Annotated in this window: 22 protein-coding genes; 6 read left to right on the top strand and 16 right to left on the bottom strand. The window is 64.9% G+C overall.

Translation table 11 applies throughout. The annotated features are described in order from the left end of the window. Window positions 1-98 precede the first annotated feature (98 nt). Window positions 99-1,595, top strand: a complete 1,497-nt coding sequence (locus tag DGN21_RS00110) for a S41 family peptidase (protein ID WP_184578292.1) — start codon at window positions 99-101, stop codon at window positions 1,593-1,595. 201 nt (window positions 1,596-1,796) lie between these two features. Here the strand turns inward: DGN21_RS00110 and DGN21_RS00105 are convergent, their stop codons facing one another. From DGN21_RS00105 to DGN21_RS00095, 3 genes are all read right to left on the bottom strand, one after another. Then, window positions 1,797-2,783: a D-2-hydroxyacid dehydrogenase family protein gene (locus tag DGN21_RS00105; RefSeq protein WP_046345202.1), complete on the bottom strand. Its 987-nt coding sequence runs from the start codon at window positions 2,781-2,783 to the stop codon at window positions 1,797-1,799. Further along, window positions 2,783-3,103 (bottom strand): DUF1820 family protein, encoded by a 321-nt coding sequence (locus tag DGN21_RS00100; protein WP_016901574.1) that lies wholly within the window; start codon window positions 3,101-3,103, stop codon window positions 2,783-2,785. The genes DGN21_RS00105 and DGN21_RS00100 overlap by 1 nt, the downstream gene beginning before the upstream one ends. A gap of 99 nt (window positions 3,104-3,202) precedes the next feature. Continuing rightward, complete coding sequence (locus tag DGN21_RS00095; protein WP_024939139.1) at window positions 3,203-3,895, bottom strand: rhomboid family intramembrane serine protease; 693 nt, start codon at window positions 3,893-3,895, stop codon at window positions 3,203-3,205. Window positions 3,896-4,112: 217 nt separating this feature from the next. On the opposite strand from DGN21_RS00095, the gene DGN21_RS00090 reads away from it, so the two are divergent. Together DGN21_RS00090 and DGN21_RS00085 are read left to right on the top strand one after the other, a co-directional pair. Further along, complete coding sequence (locus tag DGN21_RS00090; RefSeq protein WP_024939140.1) at window positions 4,113-5,453, top strand: outer membrane protein transport protein; 1,341 nt, start codon at window positions 4,113-4,115, stop codon at window positions 5,451-5,453. Window positions 5,454-5,573: 120 nt separating this feature from the next. Beyond that, complete coding sequence (locus DGN21_RS00085) at window positions 5,574-6,278, top strand: 2OG-Fe(II) oxygenase (protein WP_104591067.1); 705 nt, start codon at window positions 5,574-5,576, stop codon at window positions 6,276-6,278. An 85-nt stretch (window positions 6,279-6,363) separates the two neighbouring features. Here DGN21_RS00085 and DGN21_RS00080 read toward each other — a convergent pair whose 3' ends face one another. Next, window positions 6,364-7,458: a PA0069 family radical SAM protein gene (locus tag DGN21_RS00080; protein WP_126966814.1), complete on the bottom strand. Its 1,095-nt coding sequence runs from the start codon at window positions 7,456-7,458 to the stop codon at window positions 6,364-6,366. Window positions 7,459-7,593: 135 nt separating this feature from the next. On the opposite strand from DGN21_RS00080, the gene cls reads away from it, so the two are divergent. From cls to DGN21_RS00065, 3 genes are all read left to right on the top strand, one after another. After that, a complete protein-coding gene (cls, locus tag DGN21_RS00075; protein ID WP_046345200.1) occupies window positions 7,594-9,054 on the top strand; it encodes a cardiolipin synthase in 1,461 nt (486 codons plus the stop codon). A 74-nt stretch (window positions 9,055-9,128) separates the two neighbouring features. After that, entirely contained in the window at window positions 9,129-9,398 is a 270-nt protein-coding gene (locus tag DGN21_RS00070) for a hypothetical protein (RefSeq protein WP_024939143.1), read from the top strand. 10 nt (window positions 9,399-9,408) lie between these two features. After that, window positions 9,409-10,176, top strand: coding sequence for a pyridoxine 5'-phosphate synthase (locus DGN21_RS00065; RefSeq protein ID WP_126966813.1), 768 nt, complete (start codon window positions 9,409-9,411; stop codon window positions 10,174-10,176). A gap of 127 nt (window positions 10,177-10,303) precedes the next feature. On the opposite strand, the gene DGN21_RS00060 is transcribed toward DGN21_RS00065, so the two are convergent. From DGN21_RS00060 to dnaA, 12 genes are all read right to left on the bottom strand, one after another. Then, window positions 10,304-10,711, bottom strand: a complete 408-nt coding sequence (locus DGN21_RS00060; RefSeq protein ID WP_126966812.1) for a biopolymer transporter ExbD — start codon at window positions 10,709-10,711, stop codon at window positions 10,304-10,306. A gap of 353 nt (window positions 10,712-11,064) precedes the next feature. Beyond that, window positions 11,065-11,475 carry a biopolymer transporter ExbD gene (locus DGN21_RS00055; protein WP_011035269.1) on the bottom strand — a complete coding sequence of 137 codons (411 nt, stop codon included), beginning with the start codon at window positions 11,473-11,475 and terminating at the stop codon, window positions 11,065-11,067. A 3-nt stretch (window positions 11,476-11,478) separates the two neighbouring features. Next, on the bottom strand, window positions 11,479-11,901 hold the full coding sequence (locus tag DGN21_RS00050) for a biopolymer transporter ExbD (protein ID WP_011035268.1): 423 nt from the start codon (window positions 11,899-11,901) through the stop codon (window positions 11,479-11,481). 45 nt (window positions 11,902-11,946) lie between these two features. Next, window positions 11,947-12,708, bottom strand: coding sequence for a TonB-system energizer ExbB (gene exbB / locus DGN21_RS00045; protein WP_005912445.1), 762 nt, complete (start codon window positions 12,706-12,708; stop codon window positions 11,947-11,949). An 85-nt stretch (window positions 12,709-12,793) separates the two neighbouring features. Beyond that, entirely contained in the window at window positions 12,794-13,351 is a 558-nt protein-coding gene (locus tag DGN21_RS00040) for an energy transducer TonB (RefSeq protein ID WP_024939145.1), read from the bottom strand. Window positions 13,352-13,618: 267 nt separating this feature from the next. Beyond that, window positions 13,619-14,815 carry a tetratricopeptide repeat protein gene (locus tag DGN21_RS00035; RefSeq protein WP_024939146.1) on the bottom strand — a complete coding sequence of 399 codons (1,197 nt, stop codon included), beginning with the start codon at window positions 14,813-14,815 and terminating at the stop codon, window positions 13,619-13,621. A gap of 152 nt (window positions 14,816-14,967) precedes the next feature. Next, a complete protein-coding gene (locus DGN21_RS00030) occupies window positions 14,968-15,774 on the bottom strand; it encodes a M48 family metallopeptidase (RefSeq protein WP_016901838.1) in 807 nt (268 codons plus the stop codon). A gap of 62 nt (window positions 15,775-15,836) precedes the next feature. Further along, window positions 15,837-16,673 (bottom strand): CPBP family intramembrane glutamic endopeptidase, encoded by an 837-nt coding sequence (locus tag DGN21_RS00025; RefSeq protein WP_102255252.1) that lies wholly within the window; start codon window positions 16,671-16,673, stop codon window positions 15,837-15,839. 67 nt (window positions 16,674-16,740) lie between these two features. Beyond that, window positions 16,741-19,185 (bottom strand): DNA topoisomerase (ATP-hydrolyzing) subunit B, encoded by a 2,445-nt coding sequence (gene gyrB, locus DGN21_RS00020; protein WP_016901840.1) that lies wholly within the window; start codon window positions 19,183-19,185, stop codon window positions 16,741-16,743. A 114-nt stretch (window positions 19,186-19,299) separates the two neighbouring features. Then, window positions 19,300-20,406 carry a DNA replication/repair protein RecF gene (gene recF / locus DGN21_RS00015; RefSeq protein WP_167763460.1) on the bottom strand — a complete coding sequence of 369 codons (1,107 nt, stop codon included), beginning with the start codon at window positions 20,404-20,406 and terminating at the stop codon, window positions 19,300-19,302. A gap of 1,087 nt (window positions 20,407-21,493) precedes the next feature. Next, window positions 21,494-22,594 carry a DNA polymerase III subunit beta gene (gene dnaN / locus DGN21_RS00010; protein ID WP_016901842.1) on the bottom strand — a complete coding sequence of 367 codons (1,101 nt, stop codon included), beginning with the start codon at window positions 22,592-22,594 and terminating at the stop codon, window positions 21,494-21,496. A 277-nt stretch (window positions 22,595-22,871) separates the two neighbouring features. Beyond that, window positions 22,872-24,200 (bottom strand): chromosomal replication initiator protein DnaA, encoded by a 1,329-nt coding sequence (gene dnaA / locus DGN21_RS00005; RefSeq protein ID WP_024939149.1) that lies wholly within the window; start codon window positions 24,198-24,200, stop codon window positions 22,872-22,874.

The raw sequence follows: 24,200 nt of genomic DNA, 5'->3' as shown, positions 1-24,200 counted from the left end.
TACCTGGCCCCGCCAAGTCAACGCGGATTTACCGCGGCTTCGCGCATAATCCAGGCTGCTCCGTTGCGGGGCGTCTTATCTCTTTGTCGGAGTGCTTCATGCGCGTAGCCGTCCTGTCCGTTGCCCTGTCGCTGGCGTTGTTCGCCTCACCCGGTTGGGCGCAGAAAGCCAGTCCCGCCGCCGCCCAGGCCACTGCGGACGATCCGGAAGCCAACGAAGCCGCCGTCTCCAAGGTGCCGCTGGACGAGATCCGCCGCTTCGTGGCGGTGTACAACGCGGTCAAGCAGGCCTACGTCGACCCGGTCGAGGACAAGAAGCTGATGCACGCCGCGGTGCGCGGCCTGCTCTCGGATCTGGACCCGCACAGCACCTATTTCGACAAGGAAGATGCCGAAGCCTTCGACGAGCAGGCCACTGGCGCCTACGACGGCATCGGCGTGGAATTGCTGCAGCAGCAGGACAACACGCTCAAGGTGATCGCGCCGATCGACGACACCCCGGCCGCACGTGCCGGCATCCGCGCCGGCGACGTCATCGTGGCCATCGACGGCAAGCCGATCGACGCCAGCAAGGCGATGGAGCCGCTGCGCGGCGAATCCGGCAGCAAGGTCGTGCTGACCATCGTGCGCGACAAGGCGCCCAAGCCGTTCGACGTGACCCTGCAGCGGCAGACCATCCGCGTGGCCAGCGTGCGCAGCAAGCTGCTGGAGCCGGGCTATGGCTATATCCGCATCAGCACCTTCCAGGCCGACACCGGTGCCGACTTCCAGAAGAACCTCAAGCAGCTGCAGGCCGGCGGCAAGTTGCGCGGCCTGGTGCTGGACCTGCGCAGCAACCCGGGCGGTCTGCTGACCTCGGCGGTGCAGGTGGCCGACGACCTGCTCGACAAGGGCAACATCGTCAGCACGCGCGGGCGCATCTCCATCAGCGATGCCAAGTTCGACGCCACCCCGGGCGATCTGCTCGGCGGCGCGCCGGTGGTGGTGCTGGTGGACGCCGGCTCGGCCAGTGCCTCGGAAGTGCTGGCCGGCGCGCTGCGCGACAACCAGCGCGCGCGCATCATCGGCAGCCGCACCTTCGGCAAGGGCTCGGTGCAGACCGTGCTGCCGCTGGACAACGGCGACTCGGTCAAGCTGACCACCGCGCGCTATTACACCCCCAGTGGCAAGTCGATCCAGGCCAGCGGCATCGTGCCGGAAGTGCTGCTCACCCCGGAACCGCAACCGGGCGATGCCGACGTGCCGGCCAGCCTGGCCGACTTCAGCGAAGCCACGCTGCCGGGCCATCTGCGTGGCGATGCCGAAGGCGAGGAGGGCTACAGCGCCGGCGACGTGCTGCCGGGCGATGGCCCGATCGCCTCCGCGCTGGCCGAGCTCAAGCAGCCCGGCTCGGCGGCCAAGGCGCAAGCCGCGCTCAAGGCCAAGGCACAGGCAGCGCAGAAGGCCAAGGCCGCCAAGACCGCGGCCGAGCCCAGGCCGGCCGCCGCGCGCCCGGCAGCAGCCGACAAGCCGAGCGAACCGGCCGACAAGGCCAAGCCCGCGCCGCCGGTGGAACCTGCCGCGTCTGCGCCTGCGCCGGCCGAACCAGTCAAGTAATCCGGCCACAGCGCAGCGGGTGAATCACCCGCTGCGCGCCAGGCCCGATCGCTACGCATCGGCACTGCCACGCCACCTGCACGCATCCCTGGATCACCCGGCCGCCACAGCGCCGGCGGGTTTGGACCCCAAAGCGCTTGTAGGAGCGACCCCGGTCGCGACAAGCCTCTCCAAGCGCACGATCACCGCGTCAACCACGCGCTATCGCGTAATCGCCAATGCCTCGGGATTGACCAGGTTGCGCGGCGCACCGGCGGCAAATGCCAGCACATTGTCGAACGCCGCTTCGAAGTACAGCGCATAGCTGTCGCTTTCCACGTAGCCCAGATGCGGCGTCGCCAGCACGCGCGGATGCTGCAGCAGCGGGTCGCGCGGATCCAGCACCGGCTCGCGTTCGAATACATCCACCGCCGCCTGTGCCGGCCGGCCCGCATCCAGCGCGGCCAGCAAGGCGCCGGGCGCGATCAGCTCGGCGCGGCTGGTGTTGACCAGCAACGCATCCGGACGCATCCAGGCCAGATCCTGCGCGTTGATCTGGTGGCGGGTCTGCGCGGTCAGGCGCCGATGCAGCGACAGCACATCGCTGCGTTCGAACAGGTCCTGCCGGCTGGCGGCGATGTCGAAGCCATCGCGCGCGGCCTGTGCGCACGAGGCCTCGCCGCCCCACACCAGCACCTGCATGCCGAATGCACGCCCGAAGCCGGCCACGCGCTGGCCGATGCGCCCGTAACTCCAGATGCCCAACGTGCGCCCATGCAACGCGCGCCCCAGACCAGGATCGCCCAGCGCCTGCCAGCGGCCCTGGTGCAGCGCGCGCTGGTACTCGCCCAGGCGCCGGCTGGCCGACAGGATCAAGGCCCAGGTCAGTTCGGCCGGTGCCACCGGCGAGCCGACGCCTTCGGCCACCGCCACTCCGAACTCGGTGCACGCGGCCACATCCACATGCGCGCCGATCCGCCCGGTCTGGCTGATCAACTTGAGTCGCGGCAGGCGCCGCAACAGCGTGGCGTCCACGCGGGTGCGTTCGCGGATGAGTACCAATGCATCGGCTTCGACCAGCCGCTCGGCCCATTCGTTGGGGTCGGTGGCCAGCGCGCCCAGCACCTGCACATCGTGGCCGTGCAGGCGCTGCAGGCAGGGCAGGTGACGCACGGCGCCCTGGTAATCGTCGGGCACCAGGATGCGCATCAGCGCGGCTTGGTCGGCAACGGGAACGGCGTGACCACCTTGTCGCCGGTGGTGGCATCGCGGATCACCGACTGGCCCTTCTTCTCGACTTCCTCGATGCGCACGATGCTCTGCATCGGCAGATGCAGCGTCTTGGTGTTGCCGAACTCTTCGCGCAGGCGCTCTTCGGTGGGGTCGACCACCAGCCCGTCGTGCACGTCGAACACCAGCTCGCCGATCTGGTTGAAGCCCCACAGATGGCTGCCGGTGACCTGGCGGGCGTAGAGCTCGTAGACCTTGCCGTGATTGAGGAAGGTGACTTTGTACAGAGGCTTGGACATGCGGCGATTATAGGCGCGCCACCGCGCAGCGACGCAGCGACGCAGCGCGCAGCCGGCGCAACACGGCGCCCCGGTGCGCCTTGCACGATTGCCGCCGCGCTAGAACCCGTGGCGCTTGCGCAGCCGCCGCGCGATCGCCGCGCGCACATACAGCCCGTACACGATGCCGAACACGAACCCGGCGATATGCGCCGACCACGCCACCATGCCGAAGGCCGGGCCGATATAGGCGAACACCACCTGCAGCAGCGCCCAGGCGCCGATCAGCAACGGCGCCGGTACCCGGATGAATTCCAGAAACAGCCCCAGCGGCAGCACCACGCCCAGCTTGGCGCCGGGAAACAGTGCCAGATAGGTGCCGATCAACGCCGACACCGCGCCCGAGGCGCCGATGATCACCCGGTCCGGGGTGCCGATCGCGAAGATTGCCGCCAGATTGGAGGCCGCGCCGCCGACCAGGAACAGCAACAGCAGGCGCCACGGCCCGAGGATGCGCTCGGCCGGCAGCCCGAAGATCAGCAGGAACACCAGGTTGCCGAGCAGGTGCGACCAGTCCGCATGCAGGAACAACGCGGTGAACAGCCGCAGCACGCTGCCGTCGCGCAGCGTCGCCCACCAGTCGCCCAGGTTGGACACGCCGCTGGACAGCGCGCCCCAGTCCAGCCACAGCGTATTGCGTGCCTCGCCGGGCCGGCTGATCGACCACAGGTAGGCCAGCCAGACGGCTGCGAACAGCAACGGCACTGCCCAGCGCGGGGTGGGTTTCTTGCGGGAAGGGAGAGAGACGAACATCGGAGTGGCACTCTAGCGGGTTCACGCTCCTGAACCCATCCCTAACCTGTCCAGACGATCAAAACGTGCTTCGTTATTGTTCGGTTAATTGTGGTGGGTATACTGCGTACGGCGTCGTATGTCGGGGGGGGGTCTCCGGCGCGCTCCAGCAGCCACTTGGCGCTGGGCGCGGGCGCTGTACCGACCACTGCAGTCTTTATCCGGAGAGCACCACCTTATGTCTACCGCTTCCACTCTCAGCCGCGCCACCCTGTTGGCCGTCGGTATTGCCGGCGTACTCGCCGTTGGCCAGGCCCACGGCGCCGCCTTCCAGCTGAAGGAAAACAGCGCCAAGGGTCTTGGCCGTGCCTTCGCCGGTTCGGGCAGCGCCCCGGACGATGCCTCGATCATCGCCAACAACCCGGCCGGCATGCGCCAGCTGGACGGTCGCCTGTTCCAGGCCGACGTCAGCGCCATCAGCTTCTCGGCCAAGTTCCAGCCCGACACCGCCACCTACGCCAACGGCGCCCCGGTCTCCGGCGGCAATGGCGGCGACGCCGGCATGATCGCGCCGGTCCCGGCGATGTACTTCCACGTGCCGTTCGGCGAGAACGACAACATGCACCTGGGTACCTCGCTGACCGTGCCGTTCGGCTTCAAGACCGAATACGACCGCGACTGGGTCGGCCGCTACCACGGCACCAAGACCGAGCTGCAGGCGATCGACTTCAATGTCGCGTTCTCCTATGACGTGAACCCGTACGTGTCCTTCGGTGCCTCGGTGTTCGCCGAGCGTCTGGATATCGACCTGGCCAATGCGGTCGACTTCGGCAGCGTGCTGGCCGCGCGCCGCGTGCCGGGCTTCGCGCCGGGCAATGCCGATGGCTACTCGCGCATCAAGGGCGACAGCACCGAAGTGGGCTTCACCCTCGGCGGCTTGTTCAGCATCGACGAGAACACCCACATCGGCTTCAGCTACCGCTCGGAAGTGGAGCACAAGATCACCGACGGCGATGCCGACTTCACCGTGCCGGGTCCGGCTGCGGCAGTCCTGGGCGTTGCCGCGCCGGGCACCTTCGTCGACACCAAGGGTCGCGCTACCGTCAAGCTGCCGGCCAGCGCCACCGCCAGCTTCACCCACAACGTGAACGAGCAGTGGTCGATCATGGCCGACGTCACCCGCACCGCCTGGAGCAAGTTCGACCAGGTGACCGTGGACTTCGCCTCCAACCAGCCCGACAGCGTGCTGGACTTCTCCTACCGCGACACCACCTTCGCCTCGATCGGTGCCGACTACCGCATGAGCGAGACGCTGACCCTGCGTGGCGGCCTGGCGTACGACCAGACCCCGACCACCGCCGAGCACCGCGACGTGCGCGTGCCGGATGCGAGCCGCAAGTGGGTCTCGCTGGGTCTGAGCTGGCGTCCGTCGCAGCAGGCCGAATACAACTTCGGTTACACCCACCTGTTCACCAGCGACCCGACCAGCGACACCCGCAGTGCCACCGGCGACCGCCTGGCGGGCAGCTACAAGGTGAAGGGCGACGTGCTGGCCGCTTCGGTCAACTACAAGTTCTGATCGTCGTAGCACCACGCGTGTAACGAAAAACCCCGCTTCGGCGGGGTTTTTCTTTGCTGCCTTGCGTGCGCCGCCGGGCGCGCTGTGCAGGCGCTAGCGCAGATTGCTATGGTCGTGCGCATGAGCCAACCCGACTTCATCCAGATCACCGACAACGCCGTCTCGCGCGAGGATTGCGCCGCCATCGTGCAACGCATGCGCGACAGCCAGCAGCTGCATCCCGGCCGTATCGGTGGCGGCGTGTTTCCCGAACTCAAACACAGCCGCGACCTGCGCATCAGCGGCGTAGCCGAGTGGGCGGCGGTGGAAAACCGCCTGCAGCAAGCGGTGTTCGAAGGCGTGCTGACCTATCTGCGGCATTATCCACAAGCCCTGATCTCACCGCTGATGCTGCAGGTCACCACTGCCGACGGCAGCCCGCACCGGCTGGTGGCCGAGGACATCGCGCAGATGAGCGACCAGGCGCTGGGCGACCTGGCCCGTACCTGCCTGCGTCCGGGCGCGATCAACCTGCAGTGGTACACCGCCGACCAGGGCGGCTATCCCTACTGGCATTGCGAGCTGTATCCACGCGATGCCAGCGCCGACACATTGCACCGGCATCTGCTGTGGACGCTGTACCTCAACGACGAGTTCGAACAGGGCGAGACCGAATTCCTGTTCCAGCAGCGCAAGGCCCGCCCGCGCACCGGCAGCCTGCTGATCGCCCCCACCGCCTTCACCCACACCCACCGCGGCAACCGCCCGGTCGGCGGCGACAAGTTCATCGCCACCAGCTGGATCCTGTTCCAGTCGGCGAGTGCCTTGTACGGCGGAGATTCGTGATTGGGGATTGGGGATTGGTAAGGGCGGGTCACTGCAGTGCGTCGGCTGTTACGAATCCCCAATCCCAAATCCCCAAGCCCCGCCGCTAGAACAGACTGCCTTGCGGCGATTGCGGCACCGGCTTGGCCGGCGGAGCGGGGCGGCGGAACTTGGTCGTGTCCAATGCCGGCATGTCGCGTGCGTCGAAACCGCTGCGGCGGTGGGCCAGGGCGAAGCGGCGTGCCAGCAACTCCGCGTAGACGCCCTGGCCGCGCAGGCGTGTGCCGAAGGCGCTGTCGTAATCCTTGCCGCCGCGCAGTTGCTGGATCGTGCTCATCACGTGCCCGGCGCGTTGCGGGTGATGGGTCTGCAACCAGTCGCGGAACAGCGGCGCCACTTCGTGCGGCAGCCGCAACAACACATAGCCGGCACTGTGCGCGCCGGCAGCGGACGCGGCCTGCAGGATCGCTTCCAGCTCATGGTCGTTGATCCACGGGATCACCGGCGCGGCCATCACCCCGACCGGCACGCCGGCCTCGTGCAGTGCCCGCATCGCGCGCAGGCGGGCATGCGGTGCGGATGCGCGCGGTTCCAGCCTGGCCGACAGATGCGGGTCCAGCGTGGTCACCGAAAAATGCACGTTGACCAGGCCCTCGCGTGCCAACGGTGCAAGCACGTCCAGATCGCGCGTAACCAGCGCATTCTTGGTGATCAGCGTGAACGGGTGCCGGGTTTCCCACAGCACCTCGATCAGGCGCCGCGTCAGTGCGCGTTTGCGCTCGATCGGCTGGTAGGCATCGGTGTTGATGCCCAGTGCGATCGGGCTGGGCACATAGCCCGGGCGCGACAATTCTCGGCGCAACAGCTCCGGCGCGTTGGTCTTGGCGAACAGCTTGGTCTCGAAATCCAGCCCGGGCGACAGATTGAGGTAGGCATGCGAAGGCCGCGCAAAGCAGTAGCTGCAACCATGCTCGCACCCACGATACGGATTGACCGATTGCGAAAAGCCGATGTCCGGCGATTGATTGCGGCTGATGATGCTGCGCGCGGTTTCCTCGGTGACCTGGGTGCGCAATGCCGGCGCGGCGAACTCCTCGCCGTCGTCGGCGTACCAGCCATCGTCCACCGGTTGTTGGGTGGTGGTTTCGAAGCGTCCGGGCAGATGGCCGGTCGCCCCACGGCCCTTGATCGCTGTTGCCATCGCGTCATCGTACGGCCGGCGGGTCTCAATCGATGCGACCAGGGGCGCGCCACGATGAAGCTTTCAGACCCGGCGCGGCGATCGCATCGTCCCCACGCTCACCGCAGTGGTACGTGCGCCCCGTAGAATCCGCGCATGCTCGCATCCGTACAGGGCGCGTGGGAGTGGCTGGCCACCATTCCCCACCTCGAAGCGCTTCTCCTCGCCGCCTACGTGCTGTACCTGCTGTGGATCGCCAGCTGGATCGTGCTGCAGAAGCGCGAGCCGGTGGCCACGCTCAGCTGGGTGCTGTCGCTGGCGGCGCTGCCGTACCTGGGCTTGCTGATCTACTACTGGCTCGGCCCGCAGAAGGTCAAACGCCAGCGACTGCGGCGCGGCCGTTCGCGCTCGGGCATGGAGAGCTACAGCAGCGTCTGCCCGCCGGATGCGGACTGCACCGAGCTGGCCAAGATCGCCCAGTCCACTACCGGGCTGGCCCCCAGCAGCGCCACCGAGGTGCACTGGCTGGTGGATGGTGCGGCCACCTATGCGGCCATCATCGAGGCCATCCGCGGTGCACGCGATCATATCCATCTGCAGTACTACATCTTCCAGCCCGACCACAGCGGCACCGCGATCTGCGATGCGCTGATGGAGCGCGCACGCGCCGGGGTCAAGGTGCGCCTGCTGATGGATGCGGTGGGGTCGTCGGCGATGACCCGGCGCAGCTTGCGCACGCTGCGCGCGGCCGGGGTGGAGACCGCCTGGTTCCATCCATCCCAGCTGCTCAAGCCGTTCAAGCGGCCGTGGTTGAACCTGCGCACCCACCGCAAAGTGGTCGTGGTCGACGGCAGGATCGGCTTCACCGGCGGCATCAACGTCACCGACGAAGAGAACGAGCAGGTCCGCAGCGATGCCTACCGCGACCTGCACATGCGCCTGCAGGGCCACGTGGTGCGCAGCCTGCAGCTGGTGTTCCTGGAAGACTGGCTGTACGCCACCGGGCAGGGCCGCGCTGCCTTCCACGGCCAGCAGCTATGGCCCGAGGACGTGCCGAGCCGTGCGCAGGGCGATGTCGACGCGCAGGTGCTGGTCTCCGGCCCGGATTCGTCGTGGGAGTCCATCCACCGGCTGATGGTCGCTGCGATTCACGAAGCCCGGCATCGGGTCTGGCTGGTCACGCCGTATTTCGTGCCCGGCGAGGCCGCGCGCATGGCGCTGACCTCGGCCGCACTGGGCGGACTGGACGTGCGCCTGCTGGTGCCGCGTGTCAGCGACTCGCGTCTGGTCACCTACGCGGCGCGTTCGTATTTCGACGAGCTACTCGAGGCCGGCGTGCGCATCTACGAATACGGCCCGCGCATGCTGCACACCAAGGCGTTGCTGGCCGACGACGAGGTCTGCATCGTCGGCAGCGCCAATTTCGACAGCCGCAGCTTTCGCCTGAATTTCGAGCTGTCGATGCTGTTCCGCGATCAGGCGGTGGCCGCCGAGCTGGCCGGTTTGATCGACGCCGACCTGCAGCAGGCGCAGGAGGTGCGCTTCGCCCGCCACCGGCCATTGTGGCGATCGCGGCTGCCCGAAGCCTGTGCACGGCTGCTGTCACCGCTGCTCTGAGCCGCATCGCCGCGCCCACGTGGAACCATGCCGGGCGCGGCGCTACACTGCCGCCACTGATCGGGGAGCTCGTCATGCACTGGCTGTTTCTGCTTATGGCATTGGGTGCGCTGGTGCTGGCGTTCAGCACGCCGCACGTGTGGTTGCTGGTGGCCTCGCTGCTGGTGGCACTGCTGTTGCTGTTGCTGTGGACGCGCGGCTGGTTCGCCTCGCGCATGGGCGATACCCAGCGCGATACCAGCAGCCTGATCGACCCGGCCGAGCTGCGCCGCCTGCGCGAGATCGCCGAAGCCCGCAAGGCGGCTGCCCTCAATGCCACGCGCGACGGCGAGCCACAGGCCTGAGACCGACGCAGTGACCACCAAGCTCAGCGTCAACGTCAACAAGATCGCGGTGTTGCGCAATTCGCGCGGCGGCCACGATCCGGATGTGGTGCAGGCCGCACGCACCTGCATTGCCGCCGGTGCGCACGGCATCACCGTGCACCCGCGCCCGGACCAGCGGCATATCCGCGCCGACGATGTGCTGGCGCTGAGCGCGCTGACACGCGAGCACGGTGTCGAATTCAATATCGAAGGCAACCCGTTCGCGCCGCCGCGCGACGGTTATCCGGGCCTGCTGGACTTATGTCGTGCCACCCGCCCCGAACAGGTCACCCTGGTACCGGATGGCGATGGACAACTGACGTCCGACCACGGTTTCGATTTTGCCCAGGACACCTCCCAACTGGCCACGCTGATTGCCTCGTTCAAGGCCATCGGTGCTCGCGTCAGTCTGTTTGTCGATGCCGAAAATCCCGCTATCGCACAGGCGGCAGCACTCGGTGCAGACCGGATCGAGTTGTACACCGGCCCATATGCGCACGCGCATCTGAGCGGCCAGCCGGATGCTGCATTCAAGCTGTTTTCCGACGCAGCGCAGCGCGCCGCCGCCGCAGGTCTGGGCATCAATGCCGGCCACGATTTGTCGCAGGCCAATCTCGGCGACTTTCTGAGCGCTGTCCCCGGCGTACTCGAAGTCTCGATCGGTCATGCATTGATCAGCGAAGCCTTGTATCAAGGCCTGGATGCGACCGTGCGCGCCTATCTGGACATACTGCGCGGCGCATCGATCAGCGCTTGAGATAATCAAGTCGATTATATGGATGCGTTGTCTAGTTTCTAGGTATTGCATCGGGGCAGGGCGTCTGCCCCGATGCAATCGTTATCGATGACTTGCGGCTGATTTACCAGGCTGGTTAATCACCCATTTATTGCACAAAACTGATGCGATCCACCTGCGCATTCTCGGCTGCAGCCAGCACCTTGGCCATCACCGCGTATTCGGCATCCGCACTGGCGGCGATGCGCAGCTCTGGCTGATTGCCGGCTGCCTGGCGCATCTGTTCGATCAACCTGGGCTGCAATTGCTGCAGCGTTATCGGGCTGGCATTCCAGAACACTTGCCCGCTGGCGTCCACACGCAACCCGATCGGTGCAGGCGGGTCCATGCGTGACTGGGTCTGCTCGCTGCGCTGTGGCAGGTCCACCGTGATTGGCCGCGCCAGCATCGGAGCGGTGACGATGAAGATGATCAACAACACCAACATGACATCCACCAGCGGCGTGACATTGATCTCCGCCAGCGGTCCCCGATTGCCTGCCGTACTGAAAGCCATGACTGCCTCCTGTGCTATGAGCGTGGGTGCTGCACGATCGAGCATACACCTGGTCGGCAGTGAGGGAAGGGCAGGGCAGACGCCTCTGGCAGGCCGAGCCCCGAAGCGTGCCGTTGCGACTTGTCGCTGCACCTCCGGCGGTTTGCTTGCGCGGACGACCTGAGGGTCACTGCATGCATCACTCGCCCGGTGCCCGGGAAACGGATATCACGTCCTGGCAAACAGCCGGCCGCATGCATGCGCGTCGAACATCGCAGCAGCAACCACCCCATTGATCGAGCATAAAAAAACGCCACCGTTTCCGGTGGCGTTGCAGTCGCGTCATGACTGTTGTGTTGCGGTCTTGCGATGTCTTACTGCATGAAGCCGATTTTCTTCATCTGCGAGTTCTTCGCCGCAGCGAGGACCTTGGCCATCACTTCGTACTCCGCATCTTCATTGGCGTCGATGCGCAGTTCCGGCTGATTGGTCGGATCGGCCTGCACCACTTCTTCCATCTTCTGCTGCAACTGCGCGACCGGGGTCGGGCTGTTGTTCCAGAACACCTGGTTGCTGGCGTCGATCCGCAACTCGATCGGCGGCGGCGGTTCGGTCGTCTGCGGTGGCGGGTTGAGCACCCGCTGCGGCAGATCCACGGCGATCGGGTAGGTCATGATCGGCGCGGTCACGATGAAGATGATCAGCAGCACCAACATCACGTCCACCAGGGGCGTGACATTGATGTCGGCCATTGGGCCGCGGTTTCCACCGGTACTGAATGCCATGGCTTACTGCCCCTTCTCTTTGGTTGCGACGAAGCCGACGTCCAACATGCCCTGACCCTGCGCGATCTTGGTGATCTCGTTGATCGTACGCATCTTAGTCGTGCGGTCGCCACGCAAATTGAGCGGCGGCTGCGGTGTCTGCTGTGCGGCGGTGGACAGGCGCGATTCCAAGGCCTCCTTGGAAATCGGCTCGTCGTTCCAGTACAGCGACCCGTCTTCCTTGACGGCCAGGGTGATCGGCGCGGCGCGTTTCTCCGCATCTTCCTTCTGGATCAGGTTGGCCTCTGGCAGCTCCACCTTGACCTTATGGGACATCAGCGGTGCCGTAATGATGAAGATGATCAGCAGCACCAACATCACGTCCACGAGGGGCGTCACGTTGATGTCGGCCATCGGGCCACCGCTGTTTCCACTACTGAAGGCCATAACGGGCTCCGTCTAAATCGTTGCGAAGTCGTTCTTTACTACGGATTAGCGAACGCGCGAACCAGTGGCGAAGAAGTCGTGCAGGTCGTGGGCAAAGGTGTCGAACTTGGCGATCACCGAGCTGTTGACCTTGGAGAAGAAGTTGAACGCGAACACGGCCGGGATGGCGACGAACAGACCGATCGCGGTCATGATCAGCGCTTCACCCACCGGGCCGGCAACGGCGTCGATGGAGGCCGAACCGGTTGCACCGATCTTGATCAGCGCGCCGTAGATGCCCCACACCGTACCGAGCAGACCGACGAACGGCGCGGTCGCACCGACGGTGGCCAGCAGGGTCATGCCCGACTGCAGCTTGGTGCTTTCGCGGGTCACGGCCTGACGCAGGGCGCGATCGACGAATTCCGAACGGCTCAGGCTCTCGCCCAGGCCACCGGTGCTGCCTTCGGCGCGCTGGTGGTGAGCAGCAGCCTGCGCTGCGTCCAGTGCGATCTTGGAGAACGGCTCGGAAGCCGGCTGCTCTTCCATGGCGCGGATGGCATCCTGTGCATTCGGGGCATCCCAGAACGCAGTGGTGACGCGGTCAGCCGCGCTCTTCAGACGGGTGGCACGGAAGATGTTGATGACAGTCCAGTACCAGGAGGCAGCGGACATGGCGATCAGGGTGATCAGAACGACCCAGGACACGGCGAAATCGCCGGGGCTGGACGTCATTTCAGTGATCAAGTGCTCGAAGCCCATCTGCGACAGGGCGGCCGACGGATTGGAGCCCCCTGCAGCGGCGGCGATAAAGAATTCCTGCAGCATGACGCTTACCTTTGTTGTGTGTGGTGATGAAGGGTGGAGCGAAAGGAAGACAGGATCCTGGGCCGACCGTGGCCGGCCCGTGGGATCAGTTCAGAGCAAAGTTGACCGGGACGCGGACACGTCCGGCGGCTTTCTGCCCGTTGACAGTGGAGGCGTTGAACTTCCACTTGCGTGCTGCGTCCATCGCGGCACGGTCAAGGTCGCGGTTGCGGCTGGACTTTTCGACCGACACATTGGTCACGTTGCCGTTGGCATCCACATCCACGATCAGGATGACCTCACCTTGGACACCGGCACGGAATGCAGCCGGCGGGTACTTCGGCGGGTTCATGTTCTTGGACGAGATATCGACACTGGCGCCGATGTCACTCGGCGGTTGCGGCGGAGCCGGCGGGCTCGGCGGCGTGACGATATCGCTGGGACGCGGTTCGGGAACATCGACAACCGGAGCTTCCGGCGGCGGCGGAACCGGTGACGGCTTCGGCGGCGACAGATTCTTGACCGGCGGTGGCGGCTTGTCTTCCGGCGGCGGCGGCGGCGGCGGCGGCGGGGGAGGAGGCGGTGCATCCACCAAGGTGACCATGGTGGTGCGCTCCTTCTCTGCCGGAGCCTTCGGCGCCACTGCAGGGATCAGCAACATCATCAGTGCAGTGAGGTGCAAGGCAATTACGAAAGCAATGCCGATAATGCGGGCCCAGCTCAGACCCTGGTTCCCGGCATCATAGTCATGCCTGTGGATAACGAGTTGTTCCGTCATGCGCCAATGGCTCTTTCAGTGGGGGCCCCGGATCACTGTGATGATCCCCAGGTTTTCGGACGGCTTTGACACCGCAGGAACCCCCAAGCTTATACCAATCCCGAGTCCTGTAACCACTAAAAACACAGGGATTTCGGGGGTTTATTTTCTTTTTTACTTCAGATTGATGATCTTCTTGGCGTCATCAGGTTTTTTGACACCCTTGGCGATTGCCTGCTGCGCGGCCTGCTTGGCCTCCGGGATGCGACCTTCCGAATGCAGCACCTTGGCCAGATTCAGATAGGTCTCGCCGTCCTTGGAAAGCGGTGCGGCCTTTTGCCAATTCTCGATCGCCTTGGGCACGTCGTCGCTGTAGTAATACGACTGTGCCAGCGCAAGGTATGTCTGATAATCGGGTTTAAGGATGCCTTTTTGCATACCTTCATTGATGACCGCGATGACGTCCTTTTCCTTGTTCTCGGTGTTGGCGTAGATGGAATACAACTGCTTGTACTCCTTTTCTTCGGTCAACTGCCCGGCAGCGCGCAGCTTGTCCATCACTGCGGCGGCCTTGTCCATCTGGTCGGCCTGCATATACATGCTGGCCAGGTTGAGCTGGGCCTTCTTGTCGTTCGGCGTCTTGGCGGCGAGCGCTTCGGCAGCGGCCACCGCTTCACCGGTCTGGCCGGCTTCGGCGTAGGACGCCATCAGCAACTGGTTCCAGGTGTCCTTCGGCTCGGGCGAGGCGGCAATGGCCTGCTTCAGCACCGGAATGGCTTCCTTGTAGCGCTCGGCCTGGTACAGCGCCTGGCCCTTGAGGATCAGGTCTTCCGGACGCTGCGACTTGCTCTCTTCCAGATACTTGTCCAGCGTGGCCAGGCCTTCGGCCTGCTGGTCGTCCTGCATCTGCAACTGCGCCAGCATCAGCATCGACTGGAACTGGCCGTTGTTGTCCAGCGCATTCAGGCCGATCGCCTGCTGCAGGTACTTCTTGGCAGCAGCAGTGTCGTCCATGTTGTACGCCGCCTGGGCGGCCAGCTGCGACGCCAGCGCCTTATCGGCTTCGTTGGCCGAGCCATTGGCGAGGATCTCGTCGGCCTGGCTGCGCACGGCCGGGAAGTCTTCGCCCTTGTTGAAGGTTTCGATCAGCTTCTGCAGCTTGCTGCCCATCTTGGAGGAGGGCTTGATCGTCGGCGCGGCGCGGGTGGACTGCGGATACAACTCTTCGGCCTTGCCGCTGTTCTTGGACTTGCGGCTGGCGCGCTCGGACGACCGATCCGACTGCGCAACCGCGTCGGTGACGACAGCCCCGCCCAGGGACGCGGCGATGAACAGGGACAACAGGGCTTGCTTGCGGTTGAGCAGTTTCATGTTTCACCTCGGACGAGCCGCCGTCGGGCGGTACGAAAAGCGGAATAAACGCTGTACGAAAAATCTGAGCCGGCAAACTTAGCAGAAAGTCTCAGTTCCCGAAAACGGTTTCCATGCTGTGTTGCGACATTCGGTACGTGAGCGCTGCGATATCAGCCGCAACGCGGCACGCGCCCGTCCTGTCGCGCCTGCTGGTAAACCGGTTCGAGTTGATTGACGTCTGCCTGCAGTTCGCGGATGCGATTGGCGGGGTCGGGGTGGGTGGACAGCCACTGCGGCTGGCGATTGCCGCTGGCGGCCATCATGTTCTGCCACAGCGTGACTGCCTGGGCAGGGTCGAAGCCGGCCTGGGCCATCAGGCGCTGGCCGACCACATCGGCCTCGCTTTCCTGGGTGCGCGAGCCGGGCAGCAGGAACACGGTCTGGGCAGTCATCCCGCCGACCTGGTTGACCGCACTAGCGGCGCCGTCGCCGTAGGCCGCACCAGCTAGCGCGCCAATGATGCCCAGGCCGGTCTGCGCGCCGAGCTGGCGGGTGATGCGCTCTTCGTGATGGCGGGAGATCACATGCCCGATTTCGTGCCCGAGCACGGCAGCCAGCTGATCCTGCGTCTTGGCGACAGTGAAGATTCCGGTATTCACGCCGACCTTGCCACCGGGCAGCGCAAAGGCGTTGGCTTCGTTATCCACGAACAGCGCGGTTTCCCAGCGGGTTTCGCGCCACTGCGGCGGCAGCTGCGCCACCAGCGCATTGACCACGCACTGCACGTAGGCGTTCTGCTTGCCGTCGGTGCTGACTTTTTCCTTGGCCTTGGTCTGCGCGAACGATTCGGCGCCAAGCTTGTCGAGCTGGTCCTGCGTGACGCCTCCCACCACCTGTCGGCGGCCGGTCGGCGAGGTTGTGGTGGCACATGCCGTCAGTGCAAAGACGGCGACAACGATCAACAGCCTGGCTTTCATTCAATCCCCCTTGAACCCTGGGGGCATTTTGGCAGGCTCGTCTTAACTTTTCGTCAAACGGCTCAGCCGATGCCAAAAAAGTACAGTGCCGCCAGGGCGGTGGCGTTGTTGACGCCATGCGCCACAATCGGTGCCCATAGCGTGCCGGTGCGCCAGTACAGCCATGCGAACGCCGCGCCCATGCCGCCGTACACCAGCCATAGCTGCGCGATGGCAGCCGGTCCGTTGCCGCTGACGCCGGGCACTTCGTGCACCAGCGCAAAGATCGCGCTGCTCAGCGCGATGCCCAGCCAGGGCCGGCCAGCGGCGAGCAGGCGGCCGAACAAGACGCGTCGGAACAGCAATTCTTCGTACGCCGGGGCGATCGCCACGGCAAACACCACCAGCGCCAGCGGCCATTGCCTGATGGCTTCTTCCATCAGCGGCAGATTGGTCGGCACCGGTTTGATGCCCAACGCGGACGCCGCGACGCTGACCAGATTGCTGAGCAGGAACACGCCGACCGCGATCAGCGCGGTCCAGCCCCAGGTGGAGGCACGCCTTGCAGCGGCGCGCGAGGCCCGGTGTTCGTCTGCCGTCGCACGCCGACGCCAGTAATACAGCAGCAGCGCCGGCGAGGCGGTGCTGACCAACGCGGTGAGCAATTGCACCAGCACGCCGGGTTGGCCGATGGTGGCCATGATCTCGCTCGAGGACAGCGTCAGGCCCTGCGCCTTGGCGGCCTGCACGGCACTGACGCCGCGGAACACGCCCCAGAGCGCAAACCCGGCCACGCTCAGCGACAGCAGCAGGCCGGTGGCGATCAGCACATCGATGCCGAAGCCGAGCAATGGCGGCAACAGCGGGGCGGTGCCGGCGGCCGGCGTCGGTACCGGCCGCGGGGAAGGATCTGCGCTCATCGTCGTCCTGAAAAAACCGCAGGCGTCGGCGCAACGCCTGAGCGGTGCGCCGACGGGCAACGGTGGCTCAGATGTCCAGGTTGGACACCTTCAGCGCGTTGTCCTCGATGAAGTCGCGGCGTGGCTCGACCACATCGCCCATCAAGGTGCTGAAGATCTGATCGGCGGCCACGGCATCTTCGATACGCACCTGCAACAGGCGACGCGTGTCCGGATTGACCGTGGTTTCCCACAGCTGTTCGGCGTTCATTTCGCCCAGGCCCTTGAAACGCTGTACCTGGCGGCCGCGCTTGGCCTCTTCCAGCAGCCAGGCATGCGCCTGGGCGAAGCTGGTGATCGGGTGGGTCTTGTTGCCGCGCACGATCTGCGCGCCTTCGCGCACCAGATCGTGCAGGGCCAGCGAGACCTCGCGCAGCGGACGCAGCTCGCCGCTTTCGAACGCGCCCATCGGCAATACCTGGGTGAATTCCTCACCCATGTGCCTGCGCACCGCCACCAGCGACGCCGAGGCGCCATCGGTGGCCGGGTCGAAGCGCAGCTGGTAGCGCGCCGTGCCGAGGGTGCCGCGGTTGAGCACCGCCTGCAGCGCATCCAGGGTGGGATGCACCTCGCCTTCGGCCTGCAGCTTGTCCACGTCCAGCGGCGGCAGGTCGATCAGCGCGGTGAGCAGCGCCGGGTCGTAGCGGTGTGCGTTGCGCGCGATCGCCTCGTTGGCGCTGGTGAACAGCATCAACAGCTTTTCCAGCGCCTCGCCGGTGATCGGCGGCTCGTCGGTGGCGGGGATCAGCGCCGCGCCTTCGACCGCGTTGCTGGCCAGGTAGGCGTTGAGCGCCGCGTCGTCCTTCAGATACAGCTCGCTCTTGCCCTGCTTGAGCTTGTACAGCGGCGGCAGGCCAATGTAGATGTAGCCGCGCTCGATCAACTCCGGCATCTGCCGGTAGAAGAAGGTCAGCAGCAGGGTCCGGATGTGCGAGCCGTCGACGTCGGCGTCGGTCATCAGGATGATGCGGTGGTAACGCAGCTTGTCCGGGTTGTACTCGTCGCGGCCGATACCGGTGCCCAGCGCGGTGATCAGCGTGCCGACCTGGTCGGAGGCCAGCATGCGGTCGAAACGCGCGCGTTCGACGTTGAGGATCTTGCCGCGCAGCGGCAGCACCGCCTGATTCTTGCGGTTGCGGCCTTGCTTTGCCGAGCCGCCTGCCGAGTCACCCTCGACGATGAACAGCTCGGACAGCGCCGGGTCTTTTTCCTGGCAGTCGGCAAGTTTGCCGGGCAGGCCGGCGATGTCCAGCGCGCCCTTGCGGCGGGTCAGGTCGCGCGCCTTGCGGGCGGCTTCGCGCGCACGGGCGGCGTCGACGATCTTGCCGGTGATGGCCTTGGCTTCGTTCGGATTCTCCTGCAGGAATTCCTGCAGGCGCGCACCGAAGGCGTTTTCCACCGCCGGACGCACATCCGAGCTGACCAGCTTTTCCTTGGTCTGCGAGGAGAAGCTTGGGTCGGGCACCTTGACCGAGAGCACCGCGATCATGCCTTCGCGCATGTCGTCGCCGGTGAGCGCGACCTTGGCCTGCTTGGCGATGCCGTTCTGCTCGATGTAGGTGCTCAGCACACGCGTCAGCGCGGCGCGGAAGCCGGCCAGGTGGGTGCCGCCATCCTTCTGCGGGATGTTGTTGGTGAAGCAGTACATGGTTTCCTGGTAGGCGTCGGTCCACTGCAGGGCCACGTCCACCACGATGCCATTGTGCTCGCCGGTCACCGAGATCACGTTCGGGTGCAACGGCGACTTGAGCTGCGCCAGATGCTCGACGAAGCTGCGGATGCCACCTTCGTAGTGGAAATCGTCGCGACGGCCGTCGCCGCGCTCGTCGATCAGGGTGATCTTGACGCCCGAATTGAGGAACGACAGCTCGCGCAGGCGTCGCGCCAGGATGTCGTAATGGAACTCGACGTCGCTGAAGATCGCCACGGACGGCTTGAAGCGCAGCGTGGTACCGCGCTTGGTCGAGGCTTCCAGCTGCTTGAGCGGGTACTGTGGCTCGCCCAGCGCGTATTCCTGCTGGTAGTGGAAGCCGTCGCGCCAGATGTCCAGCCACAGGTGTTCGGACAGCGCATTGACCACCGACACGCCCACGCCGTGCAGGCCGCCGGATACCTTGTAGCTGTTGTCGTCGAACTTGCCGCCGGCATGCAGCACGGTGAGGATCACCTCCGCCGCGGAGACGCCTTCTTCCTTGTGAATGTCGACCGGCACGCCACGGCCGTTGTCGGACACCGCAACCGATCCATCGACCAGGATCTTGACCACGATGTCGTCGGCATGGCCGGCCAGGGCTTCGTCGACCGAGTTGTCGACCACTTCGAACACCATGTGATGCAGGCCGGTGCCGTCATGGACATCGCCGATGTACATGCCGGGGCGCTTGCGGACGGCTTCCAGGCCACGCAGCACGGTGATCTTGCTGGAGTCGTAGGTGCCGTTGGGGGTGGGCGAGGTGTTTTGTTCGTCGGTCATGCGTGTGCCGTTAGCTCCACAACACGGGCGCAGGCGACGGAAGCCGCATCGCACCGTGGGAAAAGGGGGATAGCCCGGAAATTATACCAGTCGGCCCACCTGCGCCGCCGACGGTTACGCGGAGGGTGTCAACACGGCCACTTCGCCGTGTTCCACGTGGAACCGATGCAGCAGCTTGCCGGATTCGGCCAGGCCGGGCGGCATTTCGGTTGCGGTGATCAGTACCTGCGCCGGTGCGGACGCCAGGCGCTGCAACACGCGCGCCTGGTGGTGGCGGTCCAGTTCCGAGCCCAGGTCGTCCAGGGCGATCACCGGCCATTCGCCGCGCTCGTGGGCGAAATCTTCGGCCTGTGCCAGCAGGCAGGCGAGGGCGGTGAGCTTTGCCTGGCCGCGGGAGAGCGCATCCTTGCCCGGCAATGCATCGAAGGCGGGCGCCCAATCGGCCCGGTGCGGCCCCTGCGAGGTGTAGCCGTTCTGGCGATCACGCTCGCGTGCCAATAGCAGCGCGTCGGCCAACGACACCTCATGGCGCTTCCAGCCCGGTGCGAACGTCAGCGCGGACAGCCCGAGCGACGGGGCGATCGCGGTTGCGACCGGAATCAGTCGCTCCTGCAGGCGCTCCAGATAGCGAAGGCGACGCGATGTCAGCGTTTCGCCGGATTCGGCGAGTTCGTGATCCCAGGCATCGAGCATGCGCGGCTGTGCGCCCTGCTTGAGCAAGGCATTGCGCTGTTTGAGCGCCCGCGCATAGCGCCGCCACAGCGCCAGGAAGTCAGGTTCCACGTGGAACAGCCCCCAATCGAGGAAGCGCCGCCGCGGCTCACCGCCGCCACTGATCAACACATGGCTGCCGGGCTCGAAGGTCACGACAGCCAGCGCCGCACACAAGGCACCCAGCTGGGCGACATCTTCGCCATCCAGCCGCCCCGTCCATTCCTGGCCGCTATGGCGCAACCCCGCCCGCCGCGTGCGTTCGCCAATCGCGGCGGTTCCCTCGCGCCACTCCACGAAGACTTCCAGATCGCTGGCACCTTGCTGGATCAGCCCGTCGCGTACACGGCCACGAAAGCTGCGGCCATAGGCCATCAGATGCAACGCTTCCAGCACGCTGGTCTTACCCGCGCCGTTATCGCCGGTCAGCAGGTTCAAGGAACTGGCGGGGTGGAGGTCGACGGTCTCGAAACGACGAAGTCGATGGATGGACAACCGCACTACGTGCATCGATCGGTCTGCTCTGCGCTGTGATCCGGCATCCCGGTCGGAGCGGAGGATACGTGATCGATGCGGATCCTGCCCGTGCAGACGTGAGGCGACCCTAGGGACAGGCAGGGGACAACCTGTGGATAAAAAGCAGGCCCGAACAACCGCTTCCGCTTATCCACAGGTTGTGGACCCCTCTACACGGGTCTAGACACAGGGTTTCGAGGCCTAAAAGTAAATTAAAAACAATCACATAGGGTAGTTTCCGGCGAAATCTGGCCCTACCATCACCACCAAGCTCTTAAATTATTTATAGATTTAAAGGCAAAGCGCGATGTGCATAACTCAAAAAACCGGCTTGAGGATGCTTACGCCAGACGCAACTGCACATGCTGGTTCTGAGCGGGCCATGCTGTCTTTGATGAATGCGTTCAGGCCAACTCCAATGAGCGCGACTTCGCTGGACGACAAAGCGCAGCATGCATGGCCACCGAATCTCACAGGAGCTGCGACAAGCCGGCTTTCCTCAATGCGGTTGGTGACACGAGGAGAAGCACGTTGTTCAACGTGCACCGCGTGGATCTGCCAACAAAGCCTCCGCAACTCGACAGGTCACGGCTAGGTTGCCTGCTTGCCCAGAGCACAGCGATCGCACGCGGCGCGTTCCCTAGGCAAGACAGCTCACTGATCCTTGGGCATGTCTGAAACACAGATGGGCAAAGTATCCGTGCTGACGACAGCAGCGCACCGGGCTGATGCCAGTTTTTGATAGCGCTCGTGTTCCAACTCACACCCGTCAATCCAAGCAAACGAACCAACGCCCTTGTCCGGTCGTCGAAGTCTGACTACCCGTGAGTGGCGTCTATCGAACCGTTCTTGGCTTGGTAAACGTGCGGCATTGATGCTCTGAGGCTCATGCCCGAAGGCAAAGTAGCTCCGGGTAAGGCACCGACGCATCTGGGCACCCAATACCAGCGCAGAGCGGATGCCCACGGACGCTCACGCCTCCCAAAGCCTTACACCGCAACGAACGTAGCGATCTTGACCTCCAAAACGAAAAAGCCCGGCTTTTTCGCCGGGCTCTTCGTGTTCCACGTGGAACGCGACGTCAGAGACGCAGCGGCATCACCACATGGCGGGACTTCTCGCTGCTGGCCTCGCGCACCAGTGCCGACGAATTTGCATCGCGCAGCTGAATGACCACGTGCTCATCGCGCAGTGCAGACAGCGCGTCGAGCAGATAGTTGACGTTGAAGCCGATGGCCAGATCGTCGACCTTGGTGTCGGCCTCGATTTCTTCCTGCGCTTCTTCCTGCTCGGGGTTGTGTGCGCTGATCTTCAGCTGTCCCGGCGACACTTCCACCCGCACGCCACGGTACTTCTCATTCGACAGGATCGCCGCACGCTGCAGCGATGCACGCAGCGCTTCACGGTCCACCTTGACCTCGCGATCGGCGCCGATCGGAATCACCGCCTCGTAATCCGGGAAGCGGCCGTCGATCAGCTTGGAGGTGAAGGTCACATCGCCACGCTTGACGCGGATATGGCTACGACCGACTTCCAGCTCCACTTCGCGGTCCGCCGCTTCCAGCAACCGCAGCAACTCGGTTACGCCCTTGCGCGGCACGATGATCTGACGCTTGGCACCGCCGGATTTTTCCAGCTCGGTCTCGCACAGCGCCAGACGGTGGCCGTCAGTGGCCACGCACCGCAGCAAGCCCTCGCGCAGGTCGAACAGCAAACCGTTGAGGTAATAACGCACGTCCTGCTGGGCCATGGCGAACGCAGTGCGCTCGATCAGCTCCTTCAACGCCGCCTCCGGCACCGCAACCCGTTCGGTGGCTTCGACTTCGTCCACCGACGGGAAATCGTTGGCAGGCAGCGTTGCCAGGGTGAAGCGGCTACGCCCGGCCTGCACCGTGACCTTGTCGCCGGTCTGCGAGATGGTGACGCGGCTGCCGTCGGGCAGGGCACGCAGGATGTCGAACAACTTGCGCGCCGGAATCGTGGTTTCGCCGTCCTGCGCGTCTTCCACCATCGTGCGCGAGATCATTTCCACTTCCAGGTCGGTACCGGTCAAGGAGACCTGTCCGTCCTTGACCTGCACCAGCAGATTGGCCAGAACCGGCAGGGTTTGACGGCGTTCGACCACATTGACCACCTGGGCCAATGGTTTGAGGAAGGCTTCGCGCTGCAGTGTAAAACGCATGTGGTTCCGTGCCCCTATGCTTTAAAAGATAATGGAATAAATCAAAAGCTTGGTGGTGATGGTAGGGCCGTTTTCAGCGGATAACCACCATAACTGTTTGTTTCCAAAGACAAATTAGCGCCTGAAAGTCGTTGGACTAGTGCCCCTGGTCTGGCGGTAAAACCTGTGGATAGTTTTCCGCCCGACCTGCGAGGCAACGTTATCCACAGATTCTCCCGCATTTGACCCCAACGTTTCCACGCTTTTCTCCAAGCGGGCGGTCAAGACCGTTGCCGGCTTACTCGCTGAGCTTGCGAATCAGCTTTTCCCAGTCCTCGCGCAGCTTGCCGTCGGCCTCCATCAGCGTGCGGATCTGCCGGCAGGCATGCAGCACGGTCGTGTGGTCGCGGCCGGCGAAGGCGTCGCCGATCTCGGGCAGGCTGTGTTCTGTGAGTTCCTTGGCCAGCGCCATCGCCACCTGGCGCGGACGCGCCAGCGAGCGGGTGCGTCGCTTGGAGAGCAGGTCCTTCATCTGCAGGCCGTAGTAGTCCGCCACGGTCTTCTGGATGTTGGGGATGCCGATCGCCTGCTGCTGGGCGCGCAACAGGTCGCGCAGTGTCTCCTGGGCAAATTCCACCGTGATCGAGCGGCCGGTGAAGTTGGCGCGTGCCACCAGCGTGTTGAGCGCACCTTCCAGGTCGCGCACGTTGGAGCGCATCTTCTTGGCGATCAAAAACGCCACGTCGTCCGGAATCTCGGCGCCGCGCTCGCGCGCCTTGGCCAGCACGATCGCCGCGCGGGTCTCGAAATCGGGCGGGTCGATCGCCACCGACAGGCCCCAGGCCAGGCGCGACTTCAGCCGCGGCTCCAGGCCTTCGACCTCACGCGGATAGCGGTCGCAGGTCAGGATGATCTGCTGGCGGCCATCGAACAGCGCGTTGAAGGTGTGGAAGAACTCCTCCTGCGTACGGTCCTTGCCGGCGAAGAACTGGATGTCGTCGATCAGCAGCGCATCGATCTGCTGGAACTGGCGCTTGAACTGGTCCATCGCCTTGTCCTGCAGCGCCCGGATCATCGCGCTGAAGAACTGTTCCGAGCGCAGATACATCACCTTGGCGGCCGGATTGGCCTGGCGCAGCGCGTTGCCGGCGGCAAACATCAGGTGGGTCTTGCCCAGGCCGGTGCTGCCGTACAGCAGCAGCGGGTTGTGGGCGCGGTCGCCCGGCTTCTGCGCGGCCTGGATCGCGGCGGCCAGACCGAGCTGGTTGCTGCGACCCTCGACGAAGTTGGCGAAGGTGTAGTGCGAATCCAGATTCCCGGCGAACGGCACGATCGGCGCGGCAACCGGTGCGCTGGGCGTGGCCATCGGTGCCGGCTGCGGTTCCGGCGCACGCGGGCGGGAGCCGACTGCCAGCGCCACTTCGCCGTTGCCGACGAAATACGCCACCAGTTCGCGGATACGCGGCAGGTAGCGCTCGCGGACCTGGTCGACGATGAAGGCGTTCGGCGCATACAGCACGATGCTGTCGCCGCGGTCTTCGGCTTGCAGGGGTTTCAACCAGGTGTGGACGTCCTCGGGCGGGAATTCGGCTTCGAGACGTTCCAGACAGCGGGGCCAAGCATCCAT

Origin of the sequence: Xanthomonas sp. MLO165, assembly GCF_018831305.1 — a bacterium.
Taxonomy (GTDB): Bacteria; Pseudomonadota; Gammaproteobacteria; order Xanthomonadales; family Xanthomonadaceae; genus Xanthomonas; species Xanthomonas arboricola.
Note: the sequence above shows the minus strand (reverse complement) of the source record. Positions and strands in the feature narration are given on the sequence as shown.

Bases quoted from the DNA above. Each gene is read 5' to 3' on its own strand.
- DGN21_RS00110 (WP_184578292.1), top strand. From the start codon at position 99: ATGCGCGTAGCCGTCCTGTCCGTTGCCCTGTCGCTGGCGTTGTTCGCC.
- DGN21_RS00105 (WP_046345202.1), bottom strand. From the start codon at position 2,783: ATGCGCATCCTGGTGCCCGACGATTACCAGGGCGCCGTGCGTCACCTG.
- DGN21_RS00100 (WP_016901574.1), bottom strand. From the start codon at position 3,103: ATGTCCAAGCCTCTGTACAAAGTCACCTTCCTCAATCACGGCAAGGTC.
- DGN21_RS00095 (WP_024939139.1), bottom strand. From the start codon at position 3,895: ATGTTCGTCTCTCTCCCTTCCCGCAAGAAACCCACCCCGCGCTGGGCA.
- DGN21_RS00090 (WP_024939140.1), top strand. From the start codon at position 4,113: ATGTCTACCGCTTCCACTCTCAGCCGCGCCACCCTGTTGGCCGTCGGT.
- DGN21_RS00085 (WP_104591067.1), top strand. From the start codon at position 5,574: ATGAGCCAACCCGACTTCATCCAGATCACCGACAACGCCGTCTCGCGC.
- DGN21_RS00080 (WP_126966814.1), bottom strand. From the start codon at position 7,458: ATGGCAACAGCGATCAAGGGCCGTGGGGCGACCGGCCATCTGCCCGGA.
- cls (WP_046345200.1), top strand. From the start codon at position 7,594: ATGCTCGCATCCGTACAGGGCGCGTGGGAGTGGCTGGCCACCATTCCC.
- DGN21_RS00070 (WP_024939143.1), top strand. From the start codon at position 9,129: ATGCACTGGCTGTTTCTGCTTATGGCATTGGGTGCGCTGGTGCTGGCG.
- DGN21_RS00060 (WP_126966812.1), bottom strand. From the start codon at position 10,711: ATGGCTTTCAGTACGGCAGGCAATCGGGGACCGCTGGCGGAGATCAAT.
- DGN21_RS00055 (WP_011035269.1), bottom strand. From the start codon at position 11,475: ATGGCATTCAGTACCGGTGGAAACCGCGGCCCAATGGCCGACATCAAT.
- DGN21_RS00050 (WP_011035268.1), bottom strand. From the start codon at position 11,901: ATGGCCTTCAGTAGTGGAAACAGCGGTGGCCCGATGGCCGACATCAAC.
- exbB (WP_005912445.1), bottom strand. From the start codon at position 12,708: ATGCTGCAGGAATTCTTTATCGCCGCCGCTGCAGGGGGCTCCAATCCG.
- DGN21_RS00040 (WP_024939145.1), bottom strand. From the start codon at position 13,351: ATGATGTTGCTGATCCCTGCAGTGGCGCCGAAGGCTCCGGCAGAGAAG.
- DGN21_RS00035 (WP_024939146.1), bottom strand. From the start codon at position 14,815: ATGAAACTGCTCAACCGCAAGCAAGCCCTGTTGTCCCTGTTCATCGCC.
- DGN21_RS00030 (WP_016901838.1), bottom strand. From the start codon at position 15,774: ATGAAAGCCAGGCTGTTGATCGTTGTCGCCGTCTTTGCACTGACGGCA.
- DGN21_RS00025 (WP_102255252.1), bottom strand. From the start codon at position 16,673: ATGAGCGCAGATCCTTCCCCGCGGCCGGTACCGACGCCGGCCGCCGGC.
- gyrB (WP_016901840.1), bottom strand. From the start codon at position 19,185: ATGACCGACGAACAAAACACCTCGCCCACCCCCAACGGCACCTACGAC.
- recF (WP_167763460.1), bottom strand. From the start codon at position 20,406: ATGCACGTAGTGCGGTTGTCCATCCATCGACTTCGTCGTTTCGAGACC.
- dnaN (WP_016901842.1), bottom strand. From the start codon at position 22,594: ATGCGTTTTACACTGCAGCGCGAAGCCTTCCTCAAACCATTGGCCCAG.
- dnaA (WP_024939149.1), bottom strand. From the start codon at position 24,200: ATGGATGCTTGGCCCCGCTGTCTGGAACGTCTCGAAGCCGAATTCCCG.